The following is a 21,364-nucleotide window of genomic DNA, read 5'->3' on the forward strand; positions in this document are numbered from 1 at the left end:
GATGGCGATGGCGATGGCGATGGCGATGGCCGTTTTTTAGCGTGGTTGTGGAATTGGTTGCGGGACCGCCCGACCTTTTCTCGCCCGGCGCATGAGCAGGTATGCGGCGGGAACGACGAACATGGACAGCAATGGGGCTGTGATCATTCCGCCGACCATGGGTGCGGCGATGCGCTGCATCACTTCCGATCCGGTACCCGTTCCCCACATGATGGGCAGCAAGCCCGCCAGGATCACGGCGACCGTCATGGCCTTGGGGCGTACCCGCAGCACGGCACCTTCGCGGATGGCATCCAGTAGATCCTCAGGTTCGGTCCGTTGCTGGTCGATGCGGTCCTGCCAAGCGTGTTTGAGGTACAGCAGCATGATCACGCCGAATTCCGCCGAGACCCCGGCTAGCGCAATGAAGCCCACCGCGCCAGCGACAGAAAGGTTGTAGCCCAGCAGATACAGCAGCCAGATACCCCCCACCAAGGCGAATGGCAGCGTGGCCATGATGAGCAGCGCTTCCCCAATGCTGCGGAAGGTCAGGTACAGCAGCACGAAGATGATGAGCAGTGTGAATGGCAGCACCACCTTGAGCTTTGCCGTGGCACGCTCCAGGAACTCGAACTGGCCGGACCAGGAAACCGAGTATCCCGAGGGCAGCTGAACCACCTGCGCCACGGCCTTTTGCATGTCCTGCACGGCCGAGCGCAGGTCCCGGCCACGGATGTCCACGTAGACCCAGCCCGACAGCCGGGCGTTTTCGCTGCGCAGCATGGGCGGGCCATCGGAGATGCGCACATCCGCCACATCGGACAGCACAAGGCGTGCGCCTTGGGGGCTGAAGATAGGCAGGCTGCGCAGCTTTTGCAGGGAATCGCGGGTTTCCCGGGGATAGCGGACGTTGATGGGAAAGCGCTGCAGGCCTTCGACCGTCTCGCCGATGTTCTCGCCGCCCACGGCCGAGGCAATGACCGACTGCACGTCAGCAATGTTCAGCCCAAACCGGGAGGCCGCGTCGCGACGGATGTTCACGTCCACGTAGCGTCCGCCCGTGAGCCGCTCGGCCAGGGCGCTGGAGACGCCCGGCACGCCTTTGAGCACATTCTCGATCTGTGTCGTGATGCGGTCGATTTCTGCGAGGTCCGTTCCGGCGACTTTGACCCCCACCGGGCTCTTGATCCCGGTGGCCAGCATGTCGATGCGGTTGCGGATTGGTGGTACCCAGATGTTGGCCAGGCCCGGCACCTTGACGATACGGTCGAGTTCTTCCACCAGCTTGTCCTGCGTCATGCCCGCGCGCCACTGCTCGCGTGGCTTGAACTGGATCGTGGTCTCGAACATCTCCATCGGCGCTGGGTCAGTAGCGGTCTCGGCGCGGCCGGCCTTGCCATAGACGCTCGCCACTTCGGGCAACGTCTTGATCAGCCGGTCGGTCTGCTGCAGGAGTTCGGAGGCCTTGCCTGCCGACAAGCCCGGCAAGGCCGTGGGCATGTACAGCAAGTCCCCCTCGTCGAGCCTTGGCATGAACTCGCCTCCGATGTGCTGCAGCGGCCACAGGCTGATGACCAGGACGGCGCCCGCAATCGCCAGCGTGAGCTTGGGCGCACGCAACACGCCATTGAGCAAGGGCTGGTAGACAGCGATCAGAAGGCGATTGAGCGGGTTGGCCCGTTCCAGGGGTATGCGCCCACGGATGAGGTAGCCCATCAACACCGGGATGAGCGTCACAGACAGGCCCGCCGCGGCCGCCATGGCGTAGGTCTTGGTAAATGCCAGCGGGGCGAACAACCTGCCTTCTTGCGCTTCCAGCGTGAAAACGGGGATGAAGGACAGCGTGATGATCAACAGGGAGAAGAACAAGGCCGGGCCCACTTCGGCGGCCGAGTCCCCGATCACGCACCAACGCTCCTCGCCTTCGAGTTTCTCGTCGGGATGCGCGTGTGCCCAGTGTTCCAGGTGCTTGTGGGCGTTTTCGATCATGACCACCGCGGCATCGACCATGGCGCCGATGGCGATGGCGATACCGCCCAGCGACATGATGTTGGCGTTGACCCCCTGATAGTTCATGACGATGAACGCGGCCAGGATCCCCAGCGGCAGCGAGATGATGGCCACGAATGCCGAGCGCAGGTGGAACAAGAAGAGCAGGCACACGGCGGCTACGACCAGGAACTCCTCGAGCAGCTTGAACGAGAGATTCTTCACGGCGCGCTCGATCAGGCTGGAGCGGTCGTACACCGGGATGATTTCCACGCCTTTGGGAAGACTGGCCTGCAGGGACTTGAGCTTGGCCTTGACCGCCTCGATGGTCTCCAGCGCGTTCTTGCCCGATCGCATGACGATGATGCCGCCAGTGGCCTCGCCTTCGCCGTCCAGTTCGCCGATGCCGCGGCGCATCTCAGGGCCCAACTGGATGCGCGCCACGTCGCCCAGGCGCACGGAGACGCCCGCTGGTGTGGTCATGAGGGGTATCTGCCGGAAATCATCCAGCGACTGCAGATATCCCGAAGCGCGCACCATGTACTCGGCTTCACCCAGTTCCAGCACCGAGCCGCCGGCTTCCTGGTTCGCCCTTTGCACGGCTTCGGTGATGCGCGTGTGGGGGATGGCATAGGCGGCCAGCTTGTCGGGGTCCAGCACGATCTGGTACTGGCGCACCATGCCCCCCACGGAGGCGACTTCTGCGACGTTGGGAACGGTCTTGAGCTCGTACTTCAGGAACCAGTCTTGCAGGGCCCGCAACTGGCCCAGGTCCATGGTGCCGCTGCGGTCGATCAAGGCGTATTGGTAGATCCACCCCACGCCGGTGGCATCGGGGCCGAGCGAGGCCTTGGCTGCGGTCGGCAGCCTGGACTGCACCTGGTTGAGGTACTCCAGCACGCGCGAACGCGCCCAATAGGGGTCCGTGCCGTCCTCGAACAGCACATACACGAACGAGTCACCAAAAAACGAGTAGCCACGCACGGTCTTCGCCCCCGGTACCGACAGCATCGTCGTGGTCAGCGGATAGGTGACCTGGTTCTCGACAATGCGCGGCGCCTGGCCCGGATAGGTGGTGCGGATGATGACCTGCACGTCCGACAGATCGGGCAGCGCGTCCAGTGGTGTCCTGAGCAAGGCGTGAACGCCCCAGGCGCCGACGACCATCGTGGCCAGCAGTACCAGGAAGCGATTGGCGATGGACCAGCGGATCAGCCGGGCGATCACTTTTTGACTCCTGGCGAGGGCGCCAGCATCGGGGATACCCGCGTGAGCTGGGGCATCCCCTCCTTGTCCATGAAGAATTCAATCGTGACGTGATCGCCTTTCCCCAGGTTGCGCGGCAGCGCGTCCGGTGGCGGCGGCTTGAACTCCATGGTCATCGGTCCCCACTGGATGGACGGAATGGGCCCATGCGACAGCAGGATGGAATCCTTGTCGATGGCCACGATCTGTGCCTCGCCCTCATGGCGCGGCGCTGCGACGCCAGCGCCCTGTGCAGGCGCTTCGTTCAGGCGGGCTTCCACCCCTTTTAGGCTGGCCTCGGAGTCGATCAGAAACTGCGAGGACACCACCACACGCTGGCCAGCCTGCAGGCCGCTCTTGATCGCGGTCTGGCCGCCGAACTCGACACCGGCCTGGACCTCCACCGGCCTGAACCTGCCGTTGTCCTCGGCAACCATCACCACCGTGCGCTTGCCGGTCTGGATCACGGCTTCGGTCGGGATCAGTAGCGCGCTTTCTCCCTGCTCGTCCATGAACTGCATCGAGACGAACATGCCGGGCACCAGCCGCAGGCCGGGGTTGGCCAACTCCAGACGGGCCTTGAGGGTCCGCGTACTGGCGTTGACGTCGGGCAAGATGGCCTGAACCCGGCCTTCGAACTTGACGCCGGGCGCCGCAGGGCTTTGGGCCCGCGCCATCGCCCCCGGCCGTACCAGCGCCGCCTGGCTTTCTGGAACCTCGGCATTGGCCCATACGGTGGACATACCGTTGATCCGAAACAGCGGCGCCCCGGCCATGACGGTCATCCCCTCGCGCGCCGACAGTTCCACTACCACGCCAGCAATGGGCGAGAAGATCGTGGTGCGGGCTTGTGCCTTGCCGGTGCGCTCCACCAGCGCGATCTGCGCGTCGTTCATGCCGACCAGCCGCATGCGCTGGCGCGCCCCATCGATGAGGCCTGCGAGGTCGCTGCCGGGCATGCGCTTGAGGGACAGGAACTCCTCTTGCGCAGAGACCCATTCGGGCACGAAGAGTTCGGCCATGGGCTGCCCCTTGGCGACCCGGTCCAGCGTGGCGCGCACATGCAGCCGTTCGACATAGCCGGTGGCGCGGGCCTGCACTGTGGCCTGGTCGCGCTCATTGAAGGCAATGCTGCCAACGGCATTCACCTGCGGCGCCAGCTTGCCCTCGGAGACGATGGCGGTTCGCACACCCAGGTTCTGCTGGATGCGAGGGCTGACGGTGACTTTGCCCTGGTCGGCATCGCCGTCCGCATACACGGGCACCAGCATCATGTCCATGAAGGGGGACTTGGCGGGCTTGTCGAACTTGTTGCCCGGCACCATGGGGTCGTGGTAGTAGAGGATCCTGCGTCCGTTGGCCGGGTCGGTCTGTCCGGCCTGGATGCCTGCTGCCATGTGGCGCCGAGTGGCGTCCTCGCCTTCGGCAATCCCCTGAGGCACCGCTCCTGTCGGTACCGGTGGAGCAGCCTGTGTGGCTGCATCGGTTGAAGTTGGCGCACTTGTGCCGGAGGCGGCCATGCTGGCGCCGCGCCGCATCCCTATTTCAAAAGCGGCATAGCCGCCGGCGACGACGGCCAGCACCAGGGTGGAGGCCACGAGGATGTGGGAGTTTTTCATGGCTTTTCCTGGCGAGATGTGGGGAGGCTGTCGCTGGGTGACAGGAAATTCAACTGGGCCCAGCTCTTGGCGGTCTCCATTTCGACGGCGAGCGCCTGCATGCGGGCGTCGATCACATCGCGGCGTGCAGCCAGGGCAGCAGCCAAGTCCACCTTGCCCGTGCGGTATGCCGTCAGATCCGCCTGTGCGCGTTGTTCGGCCAGGGGAATGAGCTGTTCCCGATGGCGATGGACACGGCTTTTGCCAGTTTGCCAGTCGTTGAGCAGTCTGCGCACCTCGGCCTCGTGGCTGCGCAGCATGTCCTCGTACTTGGCGCGCGCTTCATCGACCATGGACAGCTTGGCGGCCAGCTCACGGTCCTGGCGATTGGCCCTGTCCCATTGCAAGGGAATCGAGACACCGACGGAGAGCATGTTCGAGTAGGCAGTGCCGCGCTGGCTGTACATCACCTCGACGCTCCAGTCGGATCGTCGGTTGGCGTCGGCCAGCCGCGACTCGGTCTGGGCGGCATCCACCTGCGCCTTGAGCACGAGCAGATCGGGGTGGAGCGGGATGTGCTCCTGCAGCCTGCCGTCTTCAAGCCGGCTCGTCTGCCAGGCCGGTGCCTCGGTGGCCGGCCGCTCGGCGTCCGGGCCGACCCATCTGGCGAGGACCAGGGCGGCGTTTCGTTGCTGCCTGTCCACCGTGCTCAACCGGTCTTCCAGCAGGACGAGGGCCGACCGCGCTGCAAACACGTCGGCCTGGCTGCTTCGTCCAATACCAAAGCCGGACTCGATCGCCTGAACCTGGAGCCTGGTTTCCTCGATCTGTCGCAGCACCAGGTCCCGCATCCGCTGGGTGTAGTAGCGCTCAATCCATGCGAGGGCGGTGTCCCGCTGGAGGTTGGCCAGGCTCATCTGGCCTTGCGCGACGGAGAGATCGGCTTCGCGCTCGAAACGCTCGGTGCGCAGTTGGCGCTTTTGCGCGCCGGGCAGCTCCTGCATCACGCCGATACGCCGCATGGTCATGAAGTCGCGCGACAGGCTCAGCCGGTCCGCTCCGTTCAGCGGGAGGTTGTCCAAGCCGAACTTGAGGACGGGGTCCGGCAACTGGCCCGCAGCGATGGCCATGTTCCGCGATGCAGCCGTCGAGGCTCGGCTGGCCACCAGTTGTTGCGAGCGTGCGGCAGCCAGGGCCAGTGCTTCGCGCAGCGAGAGGGGTTCATCGGGCGTACCGGCCCAGGCGGGCACGCTCAAGGCTGCCGCCATGGCAGCAGTGGCCCACCAGCGGGCCGAAATCAAACAAGACATGTCATCTCCAGACAGCGAAGAACAAGCTGCCGGGCACTCGAAGTGCCTCAGGCAACGCTCAGACGGTCTGGGATGTCAAATGCGAAAGCAGCAGAGCTGCACGGCCAAAGGTGGGGCCGTTGTGCGCTTCAGGAGCGGCGCCTGCGCGGGGGCACCCTCTGGCAGGTGCGGCGCAATGAAGGGGGTATAGGCAATGTCCGCCAGGGCGGCGGAAGCCATCGCAGGCAACTCGTACTTGTCGGCTGTTTGCTGGCTTGCCTGGCAGTGCGCCTGGCACAGATGGGGCTGCTCGTCGTCCATGCGCAGCGACATGGTTTCGGCGCACGGCATCCCAGCTTCGGCCATGGCCGCGACTTCGGCGACCCGGGAAGACTGCGCACCCGGGCAGGAGTAGCTTGCCACTGCCAGCTGCATGAACAGCAGGCTGACCAGTGCAAAAAGCACTGTGATCAGGCGGGTGCGGCGGTTGCGAGGCATGGGGATGAGTGTAGTGGACTCCCTGGCGCGAAAGAAGTTCTATGCACGCCCGTGAGGGCGGGTGCCCTCATGGTTCATTACCAGCTTGGATGACGGACCTGGCAAAGGATGGTGTCAGGGCGCGGGTACTGCCGCAACTGGTGCACCGACACGGCGCAGTGCCCAGCTTGGATGCTTCTGGGAGCGTTCCAGGTCAGCCAGCACTTCATCGCGGGTCGCGGCCTTGCCCTTGACCGGTACGGGAGCTCCAAAGCGGTGGTACTGCCACAGGCCGTCCTTCTTGGACTGATCCATCTCCGCCAGGACCTGATCACGCGATTTGCCCGCTTGCGCGTGTTCAGGGTGCGTCGTGTATCCCATCTCGGTGGTCGCAGGATGGATCACGCTGCTGGCCATGGCTGGGGCCACTGCCGCAGCAAGCGACAAGGCGGTCAGGAAGGTGCGAACTGTCATGTGTATCTCCTTGGGTTTGAATGCACGTGCCCCGGAAACTGCACCAACGTCTGGCCAGCCGACGAGTCACGTGTGACAGTTTGCTGACCGTATGCCAACAGCTTGCGCACCGCAGGATTACAAGTTTGTTATGTTGCCGCGCCTGGCTGTGTGATCGATTCGACACTGCCGGGCATTGCATCCGCCGGCGCTCCAAAGTGGCCGTTCCGCCTGGGATGCCACTACAATTTTCCGGATGCACTCCCGCACCCGTCTGCTTGTTTTCCTCTTGGTACTGTTGCCGCTGCAACTGTGCTGGGCGGCGGTGGGCGCGTACTGCAACGATGAAGGACCGGGCTCCTTGCCTCCTGTGGCAATGCATTGCTGCGAGCACGCCCAGCTGCGGGACGGAGCAATCGATGAATCCACCCGAGCTGGCGATGCAGCGCCCAGCGTGGACTGTGGTTCCTGCCATCTGCAGGGCACCGAAGCCGTTCAGGCGCAACGCGATCTACTGCCGGCCTTTCCCCTATGGCGCTTTCACACCGACACGCGCGGGTGGCCGTCTTCAGAGTCCGCCAGTCGCCCCGAACGCCCGCAGTGGCCCGCCCTGGCCTGACCAGGGCATCGGTCACCACCGTCTCCGATCCCCGCCAAGCGTGCCAGCACAGCGTGTGCTGGCCTCATTTGCATGCCTTCGGGATCTTTCCATGTCCTCCACTGTCGGGCCGAATGGCTCTGGAATCTACACACGCAGTTGTGCCTTGATCGGTGCCTCCTGCCAGAACCGTTGTTCAAGGAGGTGTCGATGAGCCGACCCTCGGTGCTGCTCCTGATCGCCTGGCTGCTGGCTGTGTCCGCCACCGGCAGTGCGTTGTTCATCGGCGAAGTCATGGGCATGGCTCCTTGCGTCTTGTGCTGGTACCAGCGCATTGCCATGTTCCCGCTGGCCTTGCTTCTTGGAATGGCCTTTTACAGCGACGACCGCCGGGGCGCTGTCTATGCCTTGCCTCTGGCGCTGGCGGGTGCGGTCGTGGCTGGTTACCACAGCCTCTTGGCGGCAGGCCTGGTGCCCAAGGCTTGGGTCCCCTGCGGCGCCGGCGTGTCGTGCGCCGATCAGAAGCTCGACATCCTCTACGGCATTGAGTTGCCCTGGCTTTCACTGGCGGCGTTCATTGCCATCGCCGTCTCGCTCTCCCTCTATCTGCGAAAAACAGACAAATGAAACACCGAAAACTCATCATCTTCCTCGTGCTGGGCATGGCCTCTGTGGCCTTCCTTGTCGGCGTGAATCTGTACCAGAGCCGCGTGCAAAGTGCACAGGAGCTGCAGGTGGCAGGACAAGCCGAACGCCTGGTCCGCATGCATTCACCCGTGATCGGGCCCCGTGAGGCACCCGTGACCATCGTCGAGTTCTTCGATCCCGCCTGCGAGACCTGCCGCGCCTTTTATCCGGTGGTGAAGGAACTGATGCAGCAGTACCCCACCGAAGTGCGGCTGGTCATCCGTTATGCGCCTTTCCACCAGGGCTCGGAGCAGGTGGTCAAGCTACTGGAATCGGCCCGGCGGCAGGACAAGTACCTGGCCGTGCTGGAAGCGGTGCTGGCCGCACAGCCGCAGTGGGCGGACCATGGAAACCCCAACCTGGAGTTGGCCTACAAGGCGGCTGAACAGGCGGGGCTGGACATGCAACGGGCGCGGGCGGACATCGCAGCCCCTGCATTGGACGCCGTGGTGCTACAGGACGTGCAGGACCTGACCGCCCTCAAGGTCGAGAAGACGCCGACCTTCTTTGTCAACGGGCGCCCGCTGCCCAGCTTTGGCCACAAACAGCTGGCCGACCTAGTGGCACAAGAGGTCTCCAAAACCAAGAAATGAAAGCGGGACATTCAGTAAGCGCTCCGCAATCCCACCGGTGGACTTGGCGCGCGCTGACGAACGCTCAGTGGGAATGCGCATGCTCCTTGGTTTCTGAGCGGCTTGGCTTGGCGGCTGGCTCCACCCGTGTACCGCGAAGCAGACGCAGTCCGTTGGCTACCACCAGCAAGCTCGCTCCCATGTCCGCGAAGACCGCCATCCACATGGTGGCAGTGCCAACGACCGCCATCACCAAGAAGACGCTCTTGATGCCCAGTGCCAGGGTGATGTTCTGCCAGAGAATGGCGTGGGTGCGCTTGGATAGACGCACTGTCTCGGCGACGCGCTGAAGGTCATCGTTCATGATGACCACATCGGCTGCTTCCATGGCCGTGTCAGTTCCCGCTGCACCCATGGCAAAACCGATGTCGGCCTGCGCCAGCGCCGGCGCATCGTTGATGCCGTCGCCGGTCATGCCGGTAGCGCCATAGCGCTTTTGCATTTCCTTGATGGCATCAAGCTTGGCTTCGGGCAGCAGATCTCCACGGGCGTCATCAATGCCGGCCTGCGCCGCGATGGCTTTTGCGGTGGCCGTGTTGTCACCCGTCAGCATCACCGACGTCACTCCCAGCGCCTTGAGGTCGACGATGGCCTGCCTCGACGTCTCGCGAATGGTGTCCGCTACCGCAAACAGCGCCAGGACGCGCGATTCGTCCGCCAGGAGGGTGACCGTGCGGCCTTGTTTTTCATGGGTGGCCAGCTCCGCCTCCAACTCCGGTCCGCACAGTCCTTGCTCATGGATCAGACGGTGATTGCCCAGTATCAAGCGCACACCATTGACCATGCCTTCGACGCCGCGCCCAGGCAAGGCCTTGAAGCTTTCTGCTTCTGGGCCCTTTACGTCCAAGCCCTGGACAATCGCCTTGGAAACCGGGTGGTCGGAACGAGCCGCCAGGCTGGCAGCCATCTGCTGGACTGCTGCCTCATCACCGGCACCCCACACCTGCCACTTCACCAGCTTGGGCTTGCCTTCGGTGATGGTGCCGGTCTTGTCGAGCGCCACCGCCTTCAGGAGCCGGGCATCTTCCAGATAGGTGCCGCCCTTGATCAGAATCCCGCGGCGCGCTCCTGCGGCCAATCCGCTGACCACCGTGACCGGCGTGGAAATGACCAGAGCGCATGGGCAGGCGATCACCAGCAGGACCAGGGCCTTGTAGAGCGCCTCCAGCCAGGTAAGTCCCATCAGGAAAGGAGTGAGGACCGCCACCGCCACGGCAATGGCGAAGACTGCGGGGGTGTAGATGGAGGCGAACCGATCCACAAAGCGCTGCGTCGGAGCGCGCGTGCCCTGCGCCTGCTCAACGGCTTGGATGATCCTGGCCAGGGTGGTGTTGCTCGACAAGGCTGTGACCTCGAACTCCAGCTCACCAGTCTCGTTGATCGTGCCGGCGAACACCTGGTCGCCAGGTGCCTTGTCCACGGGGATGCTCTCGCCAGTCACGGGGGCCTGGTTGATGGCGCCATTGCCCTTGGTCACCTTACCGTCCAGCGGCACGCGTTCGCCCGGCTTGATGCGCACGGTCGCTCCGATGGCCACCGAAGCCACCGGTGTAGCGGTCCATGCTCCGTTGGTGCCCAGTACCAAAGCCTCTTCGGGCGCCAGTTCCAGCAAGCCCTTGATAGCGTTTCGGGCCCGGTCCACCGCCTTGGCCTCGATCAACTCGGCAATCGCGTACAGGGCCATCACCATGGCGGCCTCCGGCCACTGGCCGATGAGGAAGGCTCCTGTGACGGCCACCGACATCAGCGCATTGATGTTCAGCTTGCCGCGCAGCAGCGCTGCAAGGCCTTTCTTGTAGGTGTCGATCCCGGCAAGCCAGATAGCCAGCGCGGCGATGGCCATGCCCGCCACCTTCCAGGCCATTTGATCGGGAGCAAAGAACGAGAGGACCTCAGCCCCCGTGGCGAACACCAGCGCGGCTACCAGTCGGGAGATGCCGCCTGCAAAACCATGTCCATGGTCGTCGCCTTCGGCTGGTTCGCCCGCCTGTCCGCCCTCGGAGCCATTGGCGCCGGCCACTGGCTGCGGATCGAAGCCCGCTTTGCGGATTGCGTCGAGGGCCAGCGGGTAGGTGCCTTCGTCGGCATCGATCTTCAGCGTCCGCGCACCGAGCTGAAAGCCCAGAGAGCGAATCCCATCCAGAGGCTCCAGCGCTCGGCGAATCTCCGCCTCCTCGGCGCTGCAGTCCATGGTCGCAATGCGAAACACCCGGCCCTGGCTACCCTGGGTGTTTGCCGCAGCGACCACCGGCTGTGGATCGAAGCCCGCCTTGCGGATGGCATCGAGCGCCAGGGGCAAGGCGCGATCCTCCGCATCGATCTTCAGCGTGCGCGCGCCCAGCTGGAAGCCCAAAGAGCGGATTCCCTCCACAGGTTCCAGCGCCCGCCGGATCTCCGACTCCTCAGCGCTGCAGTCCATGGTGGCGATTCGGAACAGCTTGCCTTGGCCCGGGCTGCTTGCGGCTGCAGGGGCCGCTGCTGCGGGACTGGAACAGCCCGAGGAGCAGCAGGTGTCAACAACGCTGGGAGGAGTGCTGGTTTCTGATTTCATGGCCTAATTGGAAACCCTGTAGTGACCTTAAAGTCAAGCGACAAGCCAGATGTCGCTGCCTTGTCCTACGTAAAACAGATTTTGCAAAGGACGCTTCATGAAAATCGGCGAACTTGCCAAGGCCACCGGCACGCAGACCGAGACCATCCGCTACTACGAGCGCGAGAACCTGCTGCCGATCGCGATGCGCACAGAAAGCAACTACAGGGTCTACGACAGCAGCCATGTCGAGCGCCTGGCCTTCATCCGCCATTGCCGTTGCCTGGACATGACGCTCGATGAGATCCGGGTGCTGTTGCATTTCAAGGACGCTCCGGATGAAAACTGCGGCGCGGTGGACGCGCTTCTTCAGGAGCACATCGGGCACGTGGTCTCTCGCATCCGGGAACTCCAAGCACTGGAGTCCGAATTGCGCAGCTTGCAACAGCAGTGCTCACCAGGCCACCTCGCCGGTGAGTGCGGCATCTTGGGCGGGTTGGCCAATGCGGCACTTCAACACAATCACATGCAGCCCAGCGAGGCCCACCCGCCAGGTGCCCATCGTGATATCGGCGTGGCTCCTAGGCAGCGGGCCAACAAACGACGCTGACTATCAGTGAGCGCGAATTTCTATCCCGACACTTGTCACCCCATTCTCTGACCTGGCCACTGGCTTGCCCTGGTGCATGCGGGCAATAGCGCCCACGATGGCCAGGCCCAGGCCATGGTTGCTCTGTCCATGACTGCGAGCAGGATCTGCCCGGAAAAACCGGTCAAAAAACTGCGGAAGCATTTCGGGGTCGATGGTGTTGCCGTAGTTGGTGACACTGAGCAGCGCGCGGTCCTCGTCAACCGCTCTCAGGTTGATCTGGACGATTGAGCCCGTGCTGGCGTAGCGAGTGGCGTTTCCCAGCAAGTTCGACAAGGCCCGGCGCAACAACGGCACGTCGAAGGAACCGTGCGCATCGCCGACCACTTTCGCTGTCAGGCCGGCCTCGGCCAGCGCGGCCTCGTGGTAGTCCAGCACGTCAGCAGCCATTGATGCAAGGCTCGCCACGGGGGCGCGACGCGCTCCCACGCCCCGATCTGCCTGAGACAGGAACAGCATGTCGTTGACGATACCGGTCAGGCGGTGCAGCTCCTCCAGATTGGACGCCAGCACCTCGCGAATGTCCGCCTGATCAGGGCGCCGAAGCGCCAGTTCATTGTTGGCAATGAGCGTGGCCAGCGGCGTGCACAGCTCGTGCGCCACGTCCGCATTGAAGCCCTCCATCTGTGAGTAGGCCTTCTCAATGCGGGCCAGGAGCGCGTTGAACTGGTCGATCAGAGGCACGAGTTCAAGTGGCTGCTCTGCGCCGTCGAGCCGCTGGTGCAGGTTGTCCGCCGACACTGCCCGCGTCTGGCTGGCCAGTCTTCGAACGGGCGCCAGGCCCAGGTTGACCAAGGAAAAGCCACCCAGAGATACCACGATGGTGCCTCCGATCGCCGCGACCAACAGGGTGAGCGCGAGCCGGTGCAAGAGCTGGTTATCGGTCTGGATATCCAGCGACAGCTTGACGCGCAAACCTTTGGCGGGAGTCTGGCCCACAGGCTGCGCCACCTCGAACTGCCGTTGACGCCATACCGTCTTCGCATTCTGGTTGCGGGTATGGGCGTAGAGAACGAATCCATCGGCTTGCGCTACTTCGAGCGACAGATCCCCGTGCCCCACAAGGAAGTCATCGAGCTTGTGAGCAAGGTCTTCCGAATCCCCGTGCTCCTTTCCATCCAGCAGCAAGTGCCGAATGACGTTTTCCTTTTGCGCCAGCGTTTCCTCCTGCCGATCTCGGAAATTGAATTCGGTCACCAGGTAGACGGCCAGGCAGACCAGCCCTAGCCCGGCAAAGCTCTGCAGTGCCAGCCACCACGACAACCGCTGGCGCAATGAGCGATGTTGGACCAGCGCCTTCATCCGTTGCGCTCCTCCATGACGTATCCCATGCCCCGGATGGTGTGCAGCAGCGCAGTATCAAAGGGCACATCGATCTTGGTGCGCAGACGTCGGATTGCGACCTCCACCACGTTGGTATCGCTGTCAAAGTTCATGTCCCACACCTGCTCGGCGATCTCGGTGCGTGAAAGCACTTCGCCTTTCCTTCTCAGGAACAGGGTGAGCAGCAGAAATTCCTTGGCGGTCAGTTCCAATCGTTGACCACCTCGGGATGCCTTGCGCCGCACCAGGTCGACCTCCAGGTCGGCCAGACGCAGTTGCGTGGGCTCTGCCGAGTCCCGCGCACCTTGGGTGCGCCTGAGCAGAACCTGGATGCGGGCGCTCAACTCGGAAAACGCAAAGGGCTTGACCAGATAGTCATCGGCACCCGTCTGAAGTCCCAGTACCCGATCCTCGACACTGACCCTGGCTGTGAGCATCAAGACAGGCGTCTGCCTGGTCTTGCGAAAGGCCGTCAGAAGGCTGAAGCCGTCGATCCCTGGGAGCATCGCGTCCAAGACCAGCAAATCGTGCCCACCTTCCAGCGCCATGTGCAGGCCGTCCACGCCGTTGTGGGCGACGTCCACTACATAGCCGACCTCTCCAAGGCCCTTGCGCAGGTACTCGGCCAGCTTGACTTCATCTTCGATGAGCAGAATTTTCATGGTGCCATTCTCGAAGAATGCAGGCCCTTCGTAGATTACGAATTTGTCATCTGGCTGTTGGTGCCTTGTCGGGGGCCGTTTTCTACAGTTCACCCCATGTCGCAAGGCATAGCCCAGGCAGGTTGCCGAAGGCTCACCACAAGCAAGGGACAACACCATGATCATCCGCAAACCTCTCGCACTTTCCCTGATCGCCCTGGCCATTGCCGCTCCCGGCCTGGCATCGGCGTCGTCGCTGTACCACCCCGCAGGAGGCGAGGTCGGTTTCACCACCCATCCCGACCACGTCCAGGGCTCGTTGTCGCGCGGCGACGTAATTCAGTCGGTCGCGACGGCTCGCCAGGATGGGACCTTGGCGATCCTTTCGCGCGGTGGTGCGGTGCCTGTCAAGGCGACCGGAGCGTCAAAGACCCGTGAGCAGGTGCAACAGGAATACCTGAACATGTCTGCCGCCGACAAGCAGCGCCTGCAGGAACTGCACGGCGCGGGCGGCTGATTTTTCGACACAATTGCTCTAGAACGGCCATCAATCCACACGCGATCACTTCATGGTCGCATGCTAGACTTCAAAAATGCGCCGCTTGATAGCTGTTTTTATGCTTGCACTGCTACCGTTCCAGTTCAGCTGGTCTGCGGTAGCTGCCTATTGCATGCATGAGAGTACGACGGCGCAGGCGCAGCATGTGGGACATCATGAGCACAAACATGATGCTGACAAGGCGGTCCACCAAGCCGACAAGGGCGATCAAAGCGCTGGTCAGTTTGATATCGACTGCTCGGTCTGCCATGGTGCCGGCATCGGTGCCCTCAATTTCTCTTATGCCAGCCAAGGCGCCTCGCACGATGGCAGTGTCGGTGCCCAGCCCCATGTGCGACTCGCTGGTGTAACACCCACCCCCCCTGACCGCCCCCGGTGGTCTGTCCTCGCCTAATCGGCGGGGCTTCTCTCCTTCTCCCAGTTGTCCGTGTCCGCCCCAATGGCGGATGCAGTTGCGCATGCCGCGACTGTGACGAGTGACGAGTTGACAGCAACTGCACGGTTGCCCCCCGCTGATCCTTCGTGTTTTGAAATCACTGGAGAATCGGATGTTCAAGGGTATTTGCTTTCAAGGAAAGCCAGACGCACGGCGCGGCCGCAAGAAAATCAAGCTCGCAACGGCTGCCGCAGCCATACTGCTCGCCACGTCCACCGGCGCCTTTTCCCAAGGCATGACACAACGACCCGTGGCCGGCTCGAATGCCTCTGCCGACGTTGCAGCACCCGTAGCGCCGTTGTCGCTAGCCAGGGCCATTGAACTGGCGCTGGAGGGAAACCCCGAGATGGCTGCTGCGACTCGCCAGTTCGAGGCCACCGAGGGGCAAGTTCTGCAAGGACGCACTCGCCCCAATCCCGAGCTCGCCTATTCGCTGGAGGACGCGCGCTCGAAAACGCGCACCCAAAGCTGGCAACTCAACCTTCCCGTGGAGTTGGGCGGCAAGCGCGCGGCCCGTACCAAGGCGGCCGAGAAATCGCGCGAGCAAGCGCAGGCCCAACTCGACGAATTGAAGGCGACCGTGCGAGCCAATGTGGCTGCAGCCTATTTCGATGTGCTGACTGCACAAGAACGCCTGGCGCTCGCCCGGGACAGCGTGGCACTGGCCAAGTCGTCTACGGACGCCGTTGCCAAGCGCGTAGCCGCAGGCAAAGTGTCGCCCGTCGAAGAGTCAAAGGCCCGCGTGGCGGAAGCTGGAATCCGGGTTGAACTCTCCCAGGCAGCTAGCGAAGAACGCAATGCCTTGTCGCGGCTGTTCGCGCTCCTGGGAAAGATCGAGGCGCCTTTCACGGCCCTGGAGGGCAAGGCAGAAAACATCCCTGCGGTGCCACAGCTCGCCGATCTGCAGCCACTGATTTCTTCTTCTCCAGCGATTGTCCTGGCGCGGATCGAGGTGGATCGGCGCAAGGCCCTGACCGACCTGGAGCAGAGCAAGCGAGTGCCGGATGTCACCGTCAGCGTTGGCATGCAGCGCAGCAACGAGACGCAGCGAAACGTGCTTCTGTTCGGTGTCTCCGTGCCTTTGCCGGTGTTCGACCGCAACGAGGGCAATCTGCTGGAGGCACTGAAGCTGGAGGACAAGGCACGCGACGAATTGCAGGTTGCCACTGTGCGCCTGCACAGCGAAGTAGCGCAGGCTCGGGAGCGACTCGCCACGATCGCATCGGAGATCCAGGCCCTGCAGCAGGACGTCCTTCCGGGGGCGAAGTCGGCGTATGACGCAGCCACCATTGGATTTGAAAACGGCAAGTTCAATTTCCTGGAGGTGCTGGATGCGCAGCGTACCTACTTCACAGCCAAAGCCCAATACCTCAAAGCACTTGGCGAAGCGCACCGCGCAGCGGCTGATGTTGACCGCTTGCTCGGCGGCACTACCGCTTCCCGCCTGATCGCAACGCAGAACTGAGAATGACCATGAACACCAGCAAATCCACCATCAGCAAAAAGCACCTGATCGCCATTGCCGTCGTCCTCGCATTGGGGGTCGGGGCCGGCGCCTTCATCTTGCAGGGCGGCGGAAAGCCCAAGGCGGCAGCTGCCGAAGGCGATGGCCACGGGCACGGCGGCCACACTGAAGCCAAGGGCCACGGCGACGGTGAGCACCACGGCAAGGCAGGAGAAAAGGGCCACGACGATGACAAGGGCCATGCGGACGGCGAGCACCACGAAAAGAGCGAAGCCAAGGGCGCTCACGGCGGTACCGTTTTCAAGGAAGGCGATTTCAGCCTGGAGGCGCTGCTATCCGAGGACGGTGGAGAGCCGCGGCTGCGCATCTGGTTGTTCGACAAAGACAAGGCGCTGCCGCTGAATGCCGCGACGGTCACCGCAACGGTGACCCGCCTGACAGACGAAAAGCAGAAGCTGACTTTCGTCCAGGAAAAAGACAGCCTGGTCAGTAAGGAAATCGTTCCCGAACCCCATGCATTCGAGATCGAGATCATCGCGCAGACGGCCACCGAGCCCTTCATGTTCGTGATGAGCAAGGAAGAAGGCAAGGTTGAATTGGCAGACGCCCAGATCAAGGCTGCCTCGATCACGGTGGATACGACATCCGCCGCCAACATCAAGACGGCACTTTTGCTGCCCGGTGAGATCAAGCTCAACGAAGACCGCACCTCGCATGTGGTTCCACGGCTCGCCGGCGTGGTGGAAAGCGTCAGCGCCAGCCTTGGCCAGGTCGTCAAGAAGGGACAAGTCCTGGCTGCCATTGCCAGCCCCACTGCCTCGGAGCAACGCAGCGAGCTGCAGACGGCCCACAAGCGCCTTGCGCTGGCCAAAACTACATACGAGCGAGAAAAGAAGCTGTGGGAGCAGAAGGTATCTGCCGAACAGGACTACCTGCAGGCCAGGCAAGCCCTGAGCGAAGCAGAGGTGGCTGTGGCCAACGCCAATCAAAAGCTGAGTGCGCTGGGCCTGTCCACCTCGTCGGCTTCCGGTCTCAATCGCATCGAGCTGCGTGCGCCCTTCGACGGGATCGTCATCGAGAAGCATCTGAGCCTGGGCGAAGCCGTCAAGGAAGATGCGGCCGTGTTCACCATCTCCGACCTCTCCACCGTGTGGGCGGAAATCAACCTTCCAGCGAAGGATCTGCCGTCGGTGCGGGTGGGGGAGAAAGTCACCATTAAGGCCACTGCGTTTGATGCGTCGGCCACGGGTACGGTTGCTTTTGTGGGCGCGTTGATCGGCGAGCAAACCCGCACAGCCAAAGCCCGCGTGGTTCTGGACAACCCCAAAGGCGCCTGGCGCCCCGGCCTGTTCGTGAACGTCGAGGTGATTTCTGAAGAAACAGCGGCACCCGTGACCATCTCGGCTGACGCGGTACAGAACCTTGGAGACAAGCCCGTTGTCTTCCTGAAGGTCAACGGTGGGTTTATTGCTCAGCCCGTGAAGCTGGGCCGCAGCGATGGCAAGCGGATCGAGGTCCTTGGGGGCCTCAAGGCCGGCATGCCTTACGCCTCGACTGGCAGCTTCGTCGTGAAGTCTGAGCTCGGCAAGGGATCTGCCGAACACACGCACTGATCCCGGAGCCTATACATGTTTGAAAAACTCATCCGATTCTCGATCGAGCAGCGATGGCTGGTGCTGCTTGCGGCCTTCGCCATGGCGGCCTTCGGCGTCTTCAGCTACCAGAAGCTGCCTATTGACGCCGTGCCCGACATCACGAACGTCCAGGTCCAGATCAACACTCAGGCAGCCGGGTACTCGCCCCTTGAGACCGAGCAGCGGGTCACATACCCGATTGAGACGGTCATGGCCGGCCTGCCGAACCTGGATCAGACGCGGTCGCTTTCACGGTATGGACTGTCGCAGGTCACCGTCATTTTCAAGGACGGCACCGACATCTATTTCGCCCGCCAACTCGTCAACGAGCGCATCCAGGAGGCGCGGGACAAACTGCCGGCTGGCATCACGCCAGCGCTGGGGCCCATCTCGACCGGACTGGGGGAAATCTACCTTTGGACCGTCGAAACCAAGGACGGCGCGAAGAAGCCCGACGGCTCACCCTACACCCCGACCGACCTGCGCGAGATCCAGGACTGGATCATCAAGCCACAGCTGCGCAACGTTCCTGGCGTGACGGAAATCAACTCCATCGGCGGCTTCGCCAAGGAATACCAGATCGCACCCATCCCCGAGCGCCTGGCTTCGCTGGGCGTGACGCTGCAGGATGTAGTGACGGCTCTGGATCGCAACAATGGCAACGTGGGCGCGGGCTACATCGAAAAGCGCGGCGAGCAGTACCTCATCCGTGCGCCTGGCCAGGTGAAATCCCTGGAGGACATCGGCAACGTGATCCTCAGCAGCGCCAACGGCGTGCCCGTGCGCGTCAAGGACGTGGCCGAAGTGGGCATTGGCCGGGAGCTTCGAACCGGAGCTGCCACTGACAACGGACGGGAAGTGGTTCTCGGCACGGTGTTCATGCTGATTGGAGAAAACAGCCGGACCGTCTCCCAGGCGGTAGACAAGAAGATGGTGGAGGTCAACAAGAGCCTTCCAGAGGGTGTGCATGCGGTGACGGTCTATGACCGCACGGTGCTCGTCGACAAGGCCATCGGCACGGTGAAGAAAAACCTGCTCGAAGGCGCGGTTCTCGTGATCGTGATCCTGTTCCTTTTCCTGGGGAACATCCGCGCAGCGATCATCACCGCAATGGTCATTCCCTTGTCGATGCTCTTCACGTTCACGGGCATGGTCCAGTACAAGGTGAGTGCCAACCTGATGAGCCTGGGGGCCCTGGACTTCGGCATCATCATTGACGGAGCTGTCGTGATCGTTGAGAACTGTGTTCGGCGTCTTGCCCACGCACAAGCGCATCACGGGCGGTCGCTGACCCGGGCAGAGCGCTTCCATGAAGTGTTCCTCGCGTCCCAGGAATCGCGCCGCCCCTTGCTGTTCGGGCAACTGATCATCATGGTGGTGTACCTGCCCATCTTCGCGCTCACGGGTGTTGAAGGAAAGATGTTCCACCCGATGGCATTCACCGTGGTTGCCGCTCTGCTGGGAGCGATGATTTTGTCGGTGACGTTCATTCCGGCAGCGGTTGCTCTTTTCATTGGCAACCGGGTCAGCGAGAAGGAGAACTTTCTCCTTGGCTATGCCAAACGCATGTACGCCCCGCTGCTCGATCGCGTGATGGGCGCCAAAACGCTCGTTCTCACCATCGCTGCAGTCGCTGTGGTCTTGTGCGGATTGATCGCTACCCGCATGGGCAGCGAATTCGTTCCCAACCTCAATGAGGGTGACCTTGCCATCCAGGCGCTGCGCATTCCGGGGACCAGCCTGTCCCAGTCGGTGGCTATGCAGCAACAGATCGAGCGGACACTGAAGGCGAAGTTTCCCGAGATCGAGCGCATCTTCGCGAGAACCGGTACTGCCGAAATTGCGTCGGACCCCATGCCGCCGAACATTTCGGACGGGTACATCATGCTCAAGCCCGTGGACGAATGGCCTGAGCCACGCAAGACCCGAGACGAGTTGCTTGCCGCGATTCAGGAAGTCCTTGGCAAAATTCCTGGCAACAACTACGAGTTCTCCCAGCCCATTCAGTTGCGCTTCAACGAGCTGATCTCGGGTGTGCGAAGCGACGTGGCGGTGAAGATTTTCGGTGACGACATGGACGTGTTGAACAAGTCCGCCGAAGAGGTTTCCGCCATGCTGCAGAAGATCCAAGGGTCATCCGAGGTGAAGGTCGAGCAGACAACAGGCCTTCCGATGCTCACGGTCAACATCGACCGCCAGAAGGCCGCACGCTATGGCCTGAACGTCGCCGACATCCAGGACACCGTGGCCACGGCCATCGGCGGACGTGAGGCCGGCACCATGTTCGAGGGCGACCGCCGATTCGACATCCTGGTTCGACTGCCCGAAGCCCTGCGCAACGACCTGGAGGGAATGAAGCGGCTGCCCATTGCGCTCCCACGCTCCGGAACGGGCACGGAGGGCAAGACCAACTTCATTCCGCTGGGTGAGGTTGCTTCGTTCGATCTGGCACCAGGGCCCAACCAGGTCAGCCGCGAGAACGGCAAGCGGCGCATTGTGGTGAGCACCAACGTGCGCGGACGCGATGTGGGATCTTTCGTGGCTGACGCCGAGCAAGGCCTCGCTCAAATCAAGATCCCTACGGGCTACTGGACGAGCTGGGGTGGAACCTTCGAGAACCTGCAATCGGCTACGAAGCGCTTGCAGATCGTCGTGCCCGTGTCCCTGCTGCTGGTCTTCGTCCTTTTGTTCGCGATGTTCGGAAACGTCAAGGATGGATTGCTGGTCTTCACCGGTATTCCATTCGCGCTGACGGGCGGCATCTTGGCGCTTTGGCTTCGCGACATTCCGATGTCTATCTCAGCGGCCGTAGGGTTTATTGCGCTGTCGGGGGTAGCCGTTCTCAACGGGCTGGTGATGATTTCCTACATCCGAAGCTTGAGAGAAGGCGGTGTGGGCCTTGACGAGGCGATCCGTGAAGGCGCTCTGACCCGCTTGCGACCCGTTCTGATGACCGCCTTGGTGGCCTCACTGGGCTTCATTCCCATGGCCATCGCTACAGGCACCGGCGCTGAAGTCCAGCGTCCCCTGGCAACCGTGGTGATCGGCGGAATTCTTTCATCCACGCTGCTCACGCTTCTCGTGCTGCCGATTCTTTATCGGCTGGCCCACAGGCCCGATGAAGAAGCTGAGGACGTGTCCGCTGAGCCCTCTCACCCGGAAGCACCGAAGCCCGTGTAG

General features: G+C 62.7%; 16 protein-coding genes. 8 read left to right on the plus strand and 8 right to left on the minus strand.

Going from position 1 to position 21,364, the window contains the following annotated elements:
- Window positions 1-36 precede the first annotated feature (36 nt).
- The 5 genes from ASE28_RS16070 to ASE28_RS16090 form a co-directional block, all read right to left on the minus strand.
- The gene (locus tag ASE28_RS16070) at window positions 37-3,195 is read right to left on the minus strand and encodes an efflux RND transporter permease subunit (RefSeq protein WP_057267496.1); all 3,159 of its coding nucleotides are present in this window, start codon (window positions 3,193-3,195) and stop codon (window positions 37-39) included.
- On the minus strand, window positions 3,192-4,832 hold the full coding sequence (locus ASE28_RS16075) for an efflux RND transporter periplasmic adaptor subunit (RefSeq protein WP_057267497.1): 1,641 nt from the start codon (window positions 4,830-4,832) through the stop codon (window positions 3,192-3,194). The genes ASE28_RS16070 and ASE28_RS16075 overlap by 4 nt, the downstream gene beginning before the upstream one ends.
- Complete coding sequence (locus ASE28_RS16080; protein WP_057267498.1) at window positions 4,829-6,121, minus strand: TolC family protein; 1,293 nt, start codon at window positions 6,119-6,121, stop codon at window positions 4,829-4,831. Before ASE28_RS16080 ends, ASE28_RS16075 begins: the two co-directional genes overlap by 4 nt.
- A gap of 75 nt (window positions 6,122-6,196) precedes the next feature.
- Entirely contained in the window at window positions 6,197-6,598 is a 402-nt protein-coding gene (locus tag ASE28_RS16085; protein ID WP_057267499.1) for a hypothetical protein, read from the minus strand.
- A 114-nt stretch (window positions 6,599-6,712) separates the two neighbouring features.
- Window positions 6,713-7,051, minus strand: a complete 339-nt coding sequence (locus ASE28_RS16090) for a DUF4148 domain-containing protein (RefSeq protein ID WP_057267500.1) — start codon at window positions 7,049-7,051, stop codon at window positions 6,713-6,715.
- Window positions 7,052-7,838: 787 nt separating this feature from the next.
- On the opposite strand from ASE28_RS16090, the gene ASE28_RS16095 reads away from it, so the two are divergent.
- Window positions 7,839-8,255: a disulfide bond formation protein B gene (locus ASE28_RS16095; RefSeq protein ID WP_057267842.1), complete on the plus strand. Its 417-nt coding sequence runs from the start codon at window positions 7,839-7,841 to the stop codon at window positions 8,253-8,255.
- Complete coding sequence (locus ASE28_RS16100; protein ID WP_057267501.1) at window positions 8,252-8,908, plus strand: thioredoxin domain-containing protein; 657 nt, start codon at window positions 8,252-8,254, stop codon at window positions 8,906-8,908. Before ASE28_RS16095 ends, ASE28_RS16100 begins: the two co-directional genes overlap by 4 nt.
- Before the next feature lie 64 nt (window positions 8,909-8,972).
- Here the strand turns inward: ASE28_RS16100 and ASE28_RS16105 are convergent, their stop codons facing one another.
- Window positions 8,973-11,498 carry a heavy metal translocating P-type ATPase gene (locus ASE28_RS16105; RefSeq protein WP_255361080.1) on the minus strand — a complete coding sequence of 842 codons (2,526 nt, stop codon included), beginning with the start codon at window positions 11,496-11,498 and terminating at the stop codon, window positions 8,973-8,975.
- A 97-nt stretch (window positions 11,499-11,595) separates the two neighbouring features.
- On the opposite strand from ASE28_RS16105, the gene cadR reads away from it, so the two are divergent.
- Window positions 11,596-12,087, plus strand: a complete 492-nt coding sequence (gene cadR / locus ASE28_RS16110; RefSeq protein WP_057267503.1) for a Cd(II)/Pb(II)-responsive transcriptional regulator — start codon at window positions 11,596-11,598, stop codon at window positions 12,085-12,087.
- A gap of 3 nt (window positions 12,088-12,090) precedes the next feature.
- Here the strand turns inward: cadR and ASE28_RS16115 are convergent, their stop codons facing one another.
- Window positions 12,091-13,428 (minus strand): heavy metal sensor histidine kinase, encoded by a 1,338-nt coding sequence (locus ASE28_RS16115; RefSeq protein ID WP_082608094.1) that lies wholly within the window; start codon window positions 13,426-13,428, stop codon window positions 12,091-12,093.
- Window positions 13,425-14,111: a heavy metal response regulator transcription factor gene (locus tag ASE28_RS16120; RefSeq protein WP_057267504.1), complete on the minus strand. Its 687-nt coding sequence runs from the start codon at window positions 14,109-14,111 to the stop codon at window positions 13,425-13,427. Before ASE28_RS16120 ends, ASE28_RS16115 begins: the two co-directional genes overlap by 4 nt.
- 157 nt (window positions 14,112-14,268) lie before the next feature.
- Here ASE28_RS16120 and ASE28_RS16125 point away from each other — a divergent pair, with 157 nt between their 5' ends.
- The 5 genes from ASE28_RS16125 (at window position 14,269) to ASE28_RS16145 (ending at window position 21,364) form a co-directional block, all read left to right on the plus strand.
- Complete coding sequence (locus tag ASE28_RS16125; RefSeq protein ID WP_057267505.1) at window positions 14,269-14,607, plus strand: hypothetical protein; 339 nt, start codon at window positions 14,269-14,271, stop codon at window positions 14,605-14,607.
- Window positions 14,608-14,707: 100 nt separating this feature from the next.
- Complete coding sequence (locus ASE28_RS33605) at window positions 14,708-15,043, plus strand: hypothetical protein (protein WP_369818214.1); 336 nt, start codon at window positions 14,708-14,710, stop codon at window positions 15,041-15,043.
- 154 nt (window positions 15,044-15,197) lie between these two features.
- Window positions 15,198-16,550 carry a TolC family protein gene (locus ASE28_RS16135; protein WP_057267507.1) on the plus strand — a complete coding sequence of 451 codons (1,353 nt, stop codon included), beginning with the start codon at window positions 15,198-15,200 and terminating at the stop codon, window positions 16,548-16,550.
- A gap of 2 nt (window positions 16,551-16,552) precedes the next feature.
- Complete coding sequence (locus ASE28_RS16140) at window positions 16,553-18,163, plus strand: efflux RND transporter periplasmic adaptor subunit (protein WP_057267508.1); 1,611 nt, start codon at window positions 16,553-16,555, stop codon at window positions 18,161-18,163.
- Between the two features lie 15 nt (window positions 18,164-18,178).
- Window positions 18,179-21,364 carry a CusA/CzcA family heavy metal efflux RND transporter gene (locus tag ASE28_RS16145; protein WP_057267509.1) on the plus strand — a complete coding sequence of 1,062 codons (3,186 nt, stop codon included), beginning with the start codon at window positions 18,179-18,181 and terminating at the stop codon, window positions 21,362-21,364.

Source organism: Acidovorax sp. Root219 (assembly GCF_001428665.1).
Taxonomy (GTDB): Bacteria; Pseudomonadota; Gammaproteobacteria; order Burkholderiales; family Burkholderiaceae_C; genus Acidovorax.

Bases quoted from the DNA above. Each gene is read 5' to 3' on its own strand.
- ASE28_RS16145 (WP_057267509.1), top strand. From the start codon at position 18,179: ATGTTTGAAAAACTCATCCGATTCTCGATCGAGCAGCGATGGCTGGTG.
- ASE28_RS16135 (WP_057267507.1), top strand. From the start codon at position 15,198: ATGTTCAAGGGTATTTGCTTTCAAGGAAAGCCAGACGCACGGCGCGGC.
- ASE28_RS33605 (WP_369818214.1), top strand. From the start codon at position 14,708: ATGCTTGCACTGCTACCGTTCCAGTTCAGCTGGTCTGCGGTAGCTGCC.
- ASE28_RS16125 (WP_057267505.1), top strand. From the start codon at position 14,269: ATGATCATCCGCAAACCTCTCGCACTTTCCCTGATCGCCCTGGCCATT.
- ASE28_RS16075 (WP_057267497.1), bottom strand. From the start codon at position 4,832: ATGAAAAACTCCCACATCCTCGTGGCCTCCACCCTGGTGCTGGCCGTC.
- cadR (WP_057267503.1), top strand. From the start codon at position 11,596: ATGAAAATCGGCGAACTTGCCAAGGCCACCGGCACGCAGACCGAGACC.
- ASE28_RS16080 (WP_057267498.1), bottom strand. From the start codon at position 6,121: ATGTCTTGTTTGATTTCGGCCCGCTGGTGGGCCACTGCTGCCATGGCG.
- ASE28_RS16100 (WP_057267501.1), top strand. From the start codon at position 8,252: ATGAAACACCGAAAACTCATCATCTTCCTCGTGCTGGGCATGGCCTCT.
- ASE28_RS16140 (WP_057267508.1), top strand. From the start codon at position 16,553: ATGACCATGAACACCAGCAAATCCACCATCAGCAAAAAGCACCTGATC.
- ASE28_RS16120 (WP_057267504.1), bottom strand. From the start codon at position 14,111: ATGAAAATTCTGCTCATCGAAGATGAAGTCAAGCTGGCCGAGTACCTG.
- ASE28_RS16095 (WP_057267842.1), top strand. From the start codon at position 7,839: ATGAGCCGACCCTCGGTGCTGCTCCTGATCGCCTGGCTGCTGGCTGTG.
- ASE28_RS16115 (WP_082608094.1), bottom strand. From the start codon at position 13,428: ATGAAGGCGCTGGTCCAACATCGCTCATTGCGCCAGCGGTTGTCGTGG.
- ASE28_RS16105 (WP_255361080.1), bottom strand. From the start codon at position 11,498: ATGAAATCAGAAACCAGCACTCCTCCCAGCGTTGTTGACACCTGCTGC.
- ASE28_RS16090 (WP_057267500.1), bottom strand. From the start codon at position 7,051: ATGACAGTTCGCACCTTCCTGACCGCCTTGTCGCTTGCTGCGGCAGTG.
- ASE28_RS16085 (WP_057267499.1), bottom strand. From the start codon at position 6,598: ATGCCTCGCAACCGCCGCACCCGCCTGATCACAGTGCTTTTTGCACTG.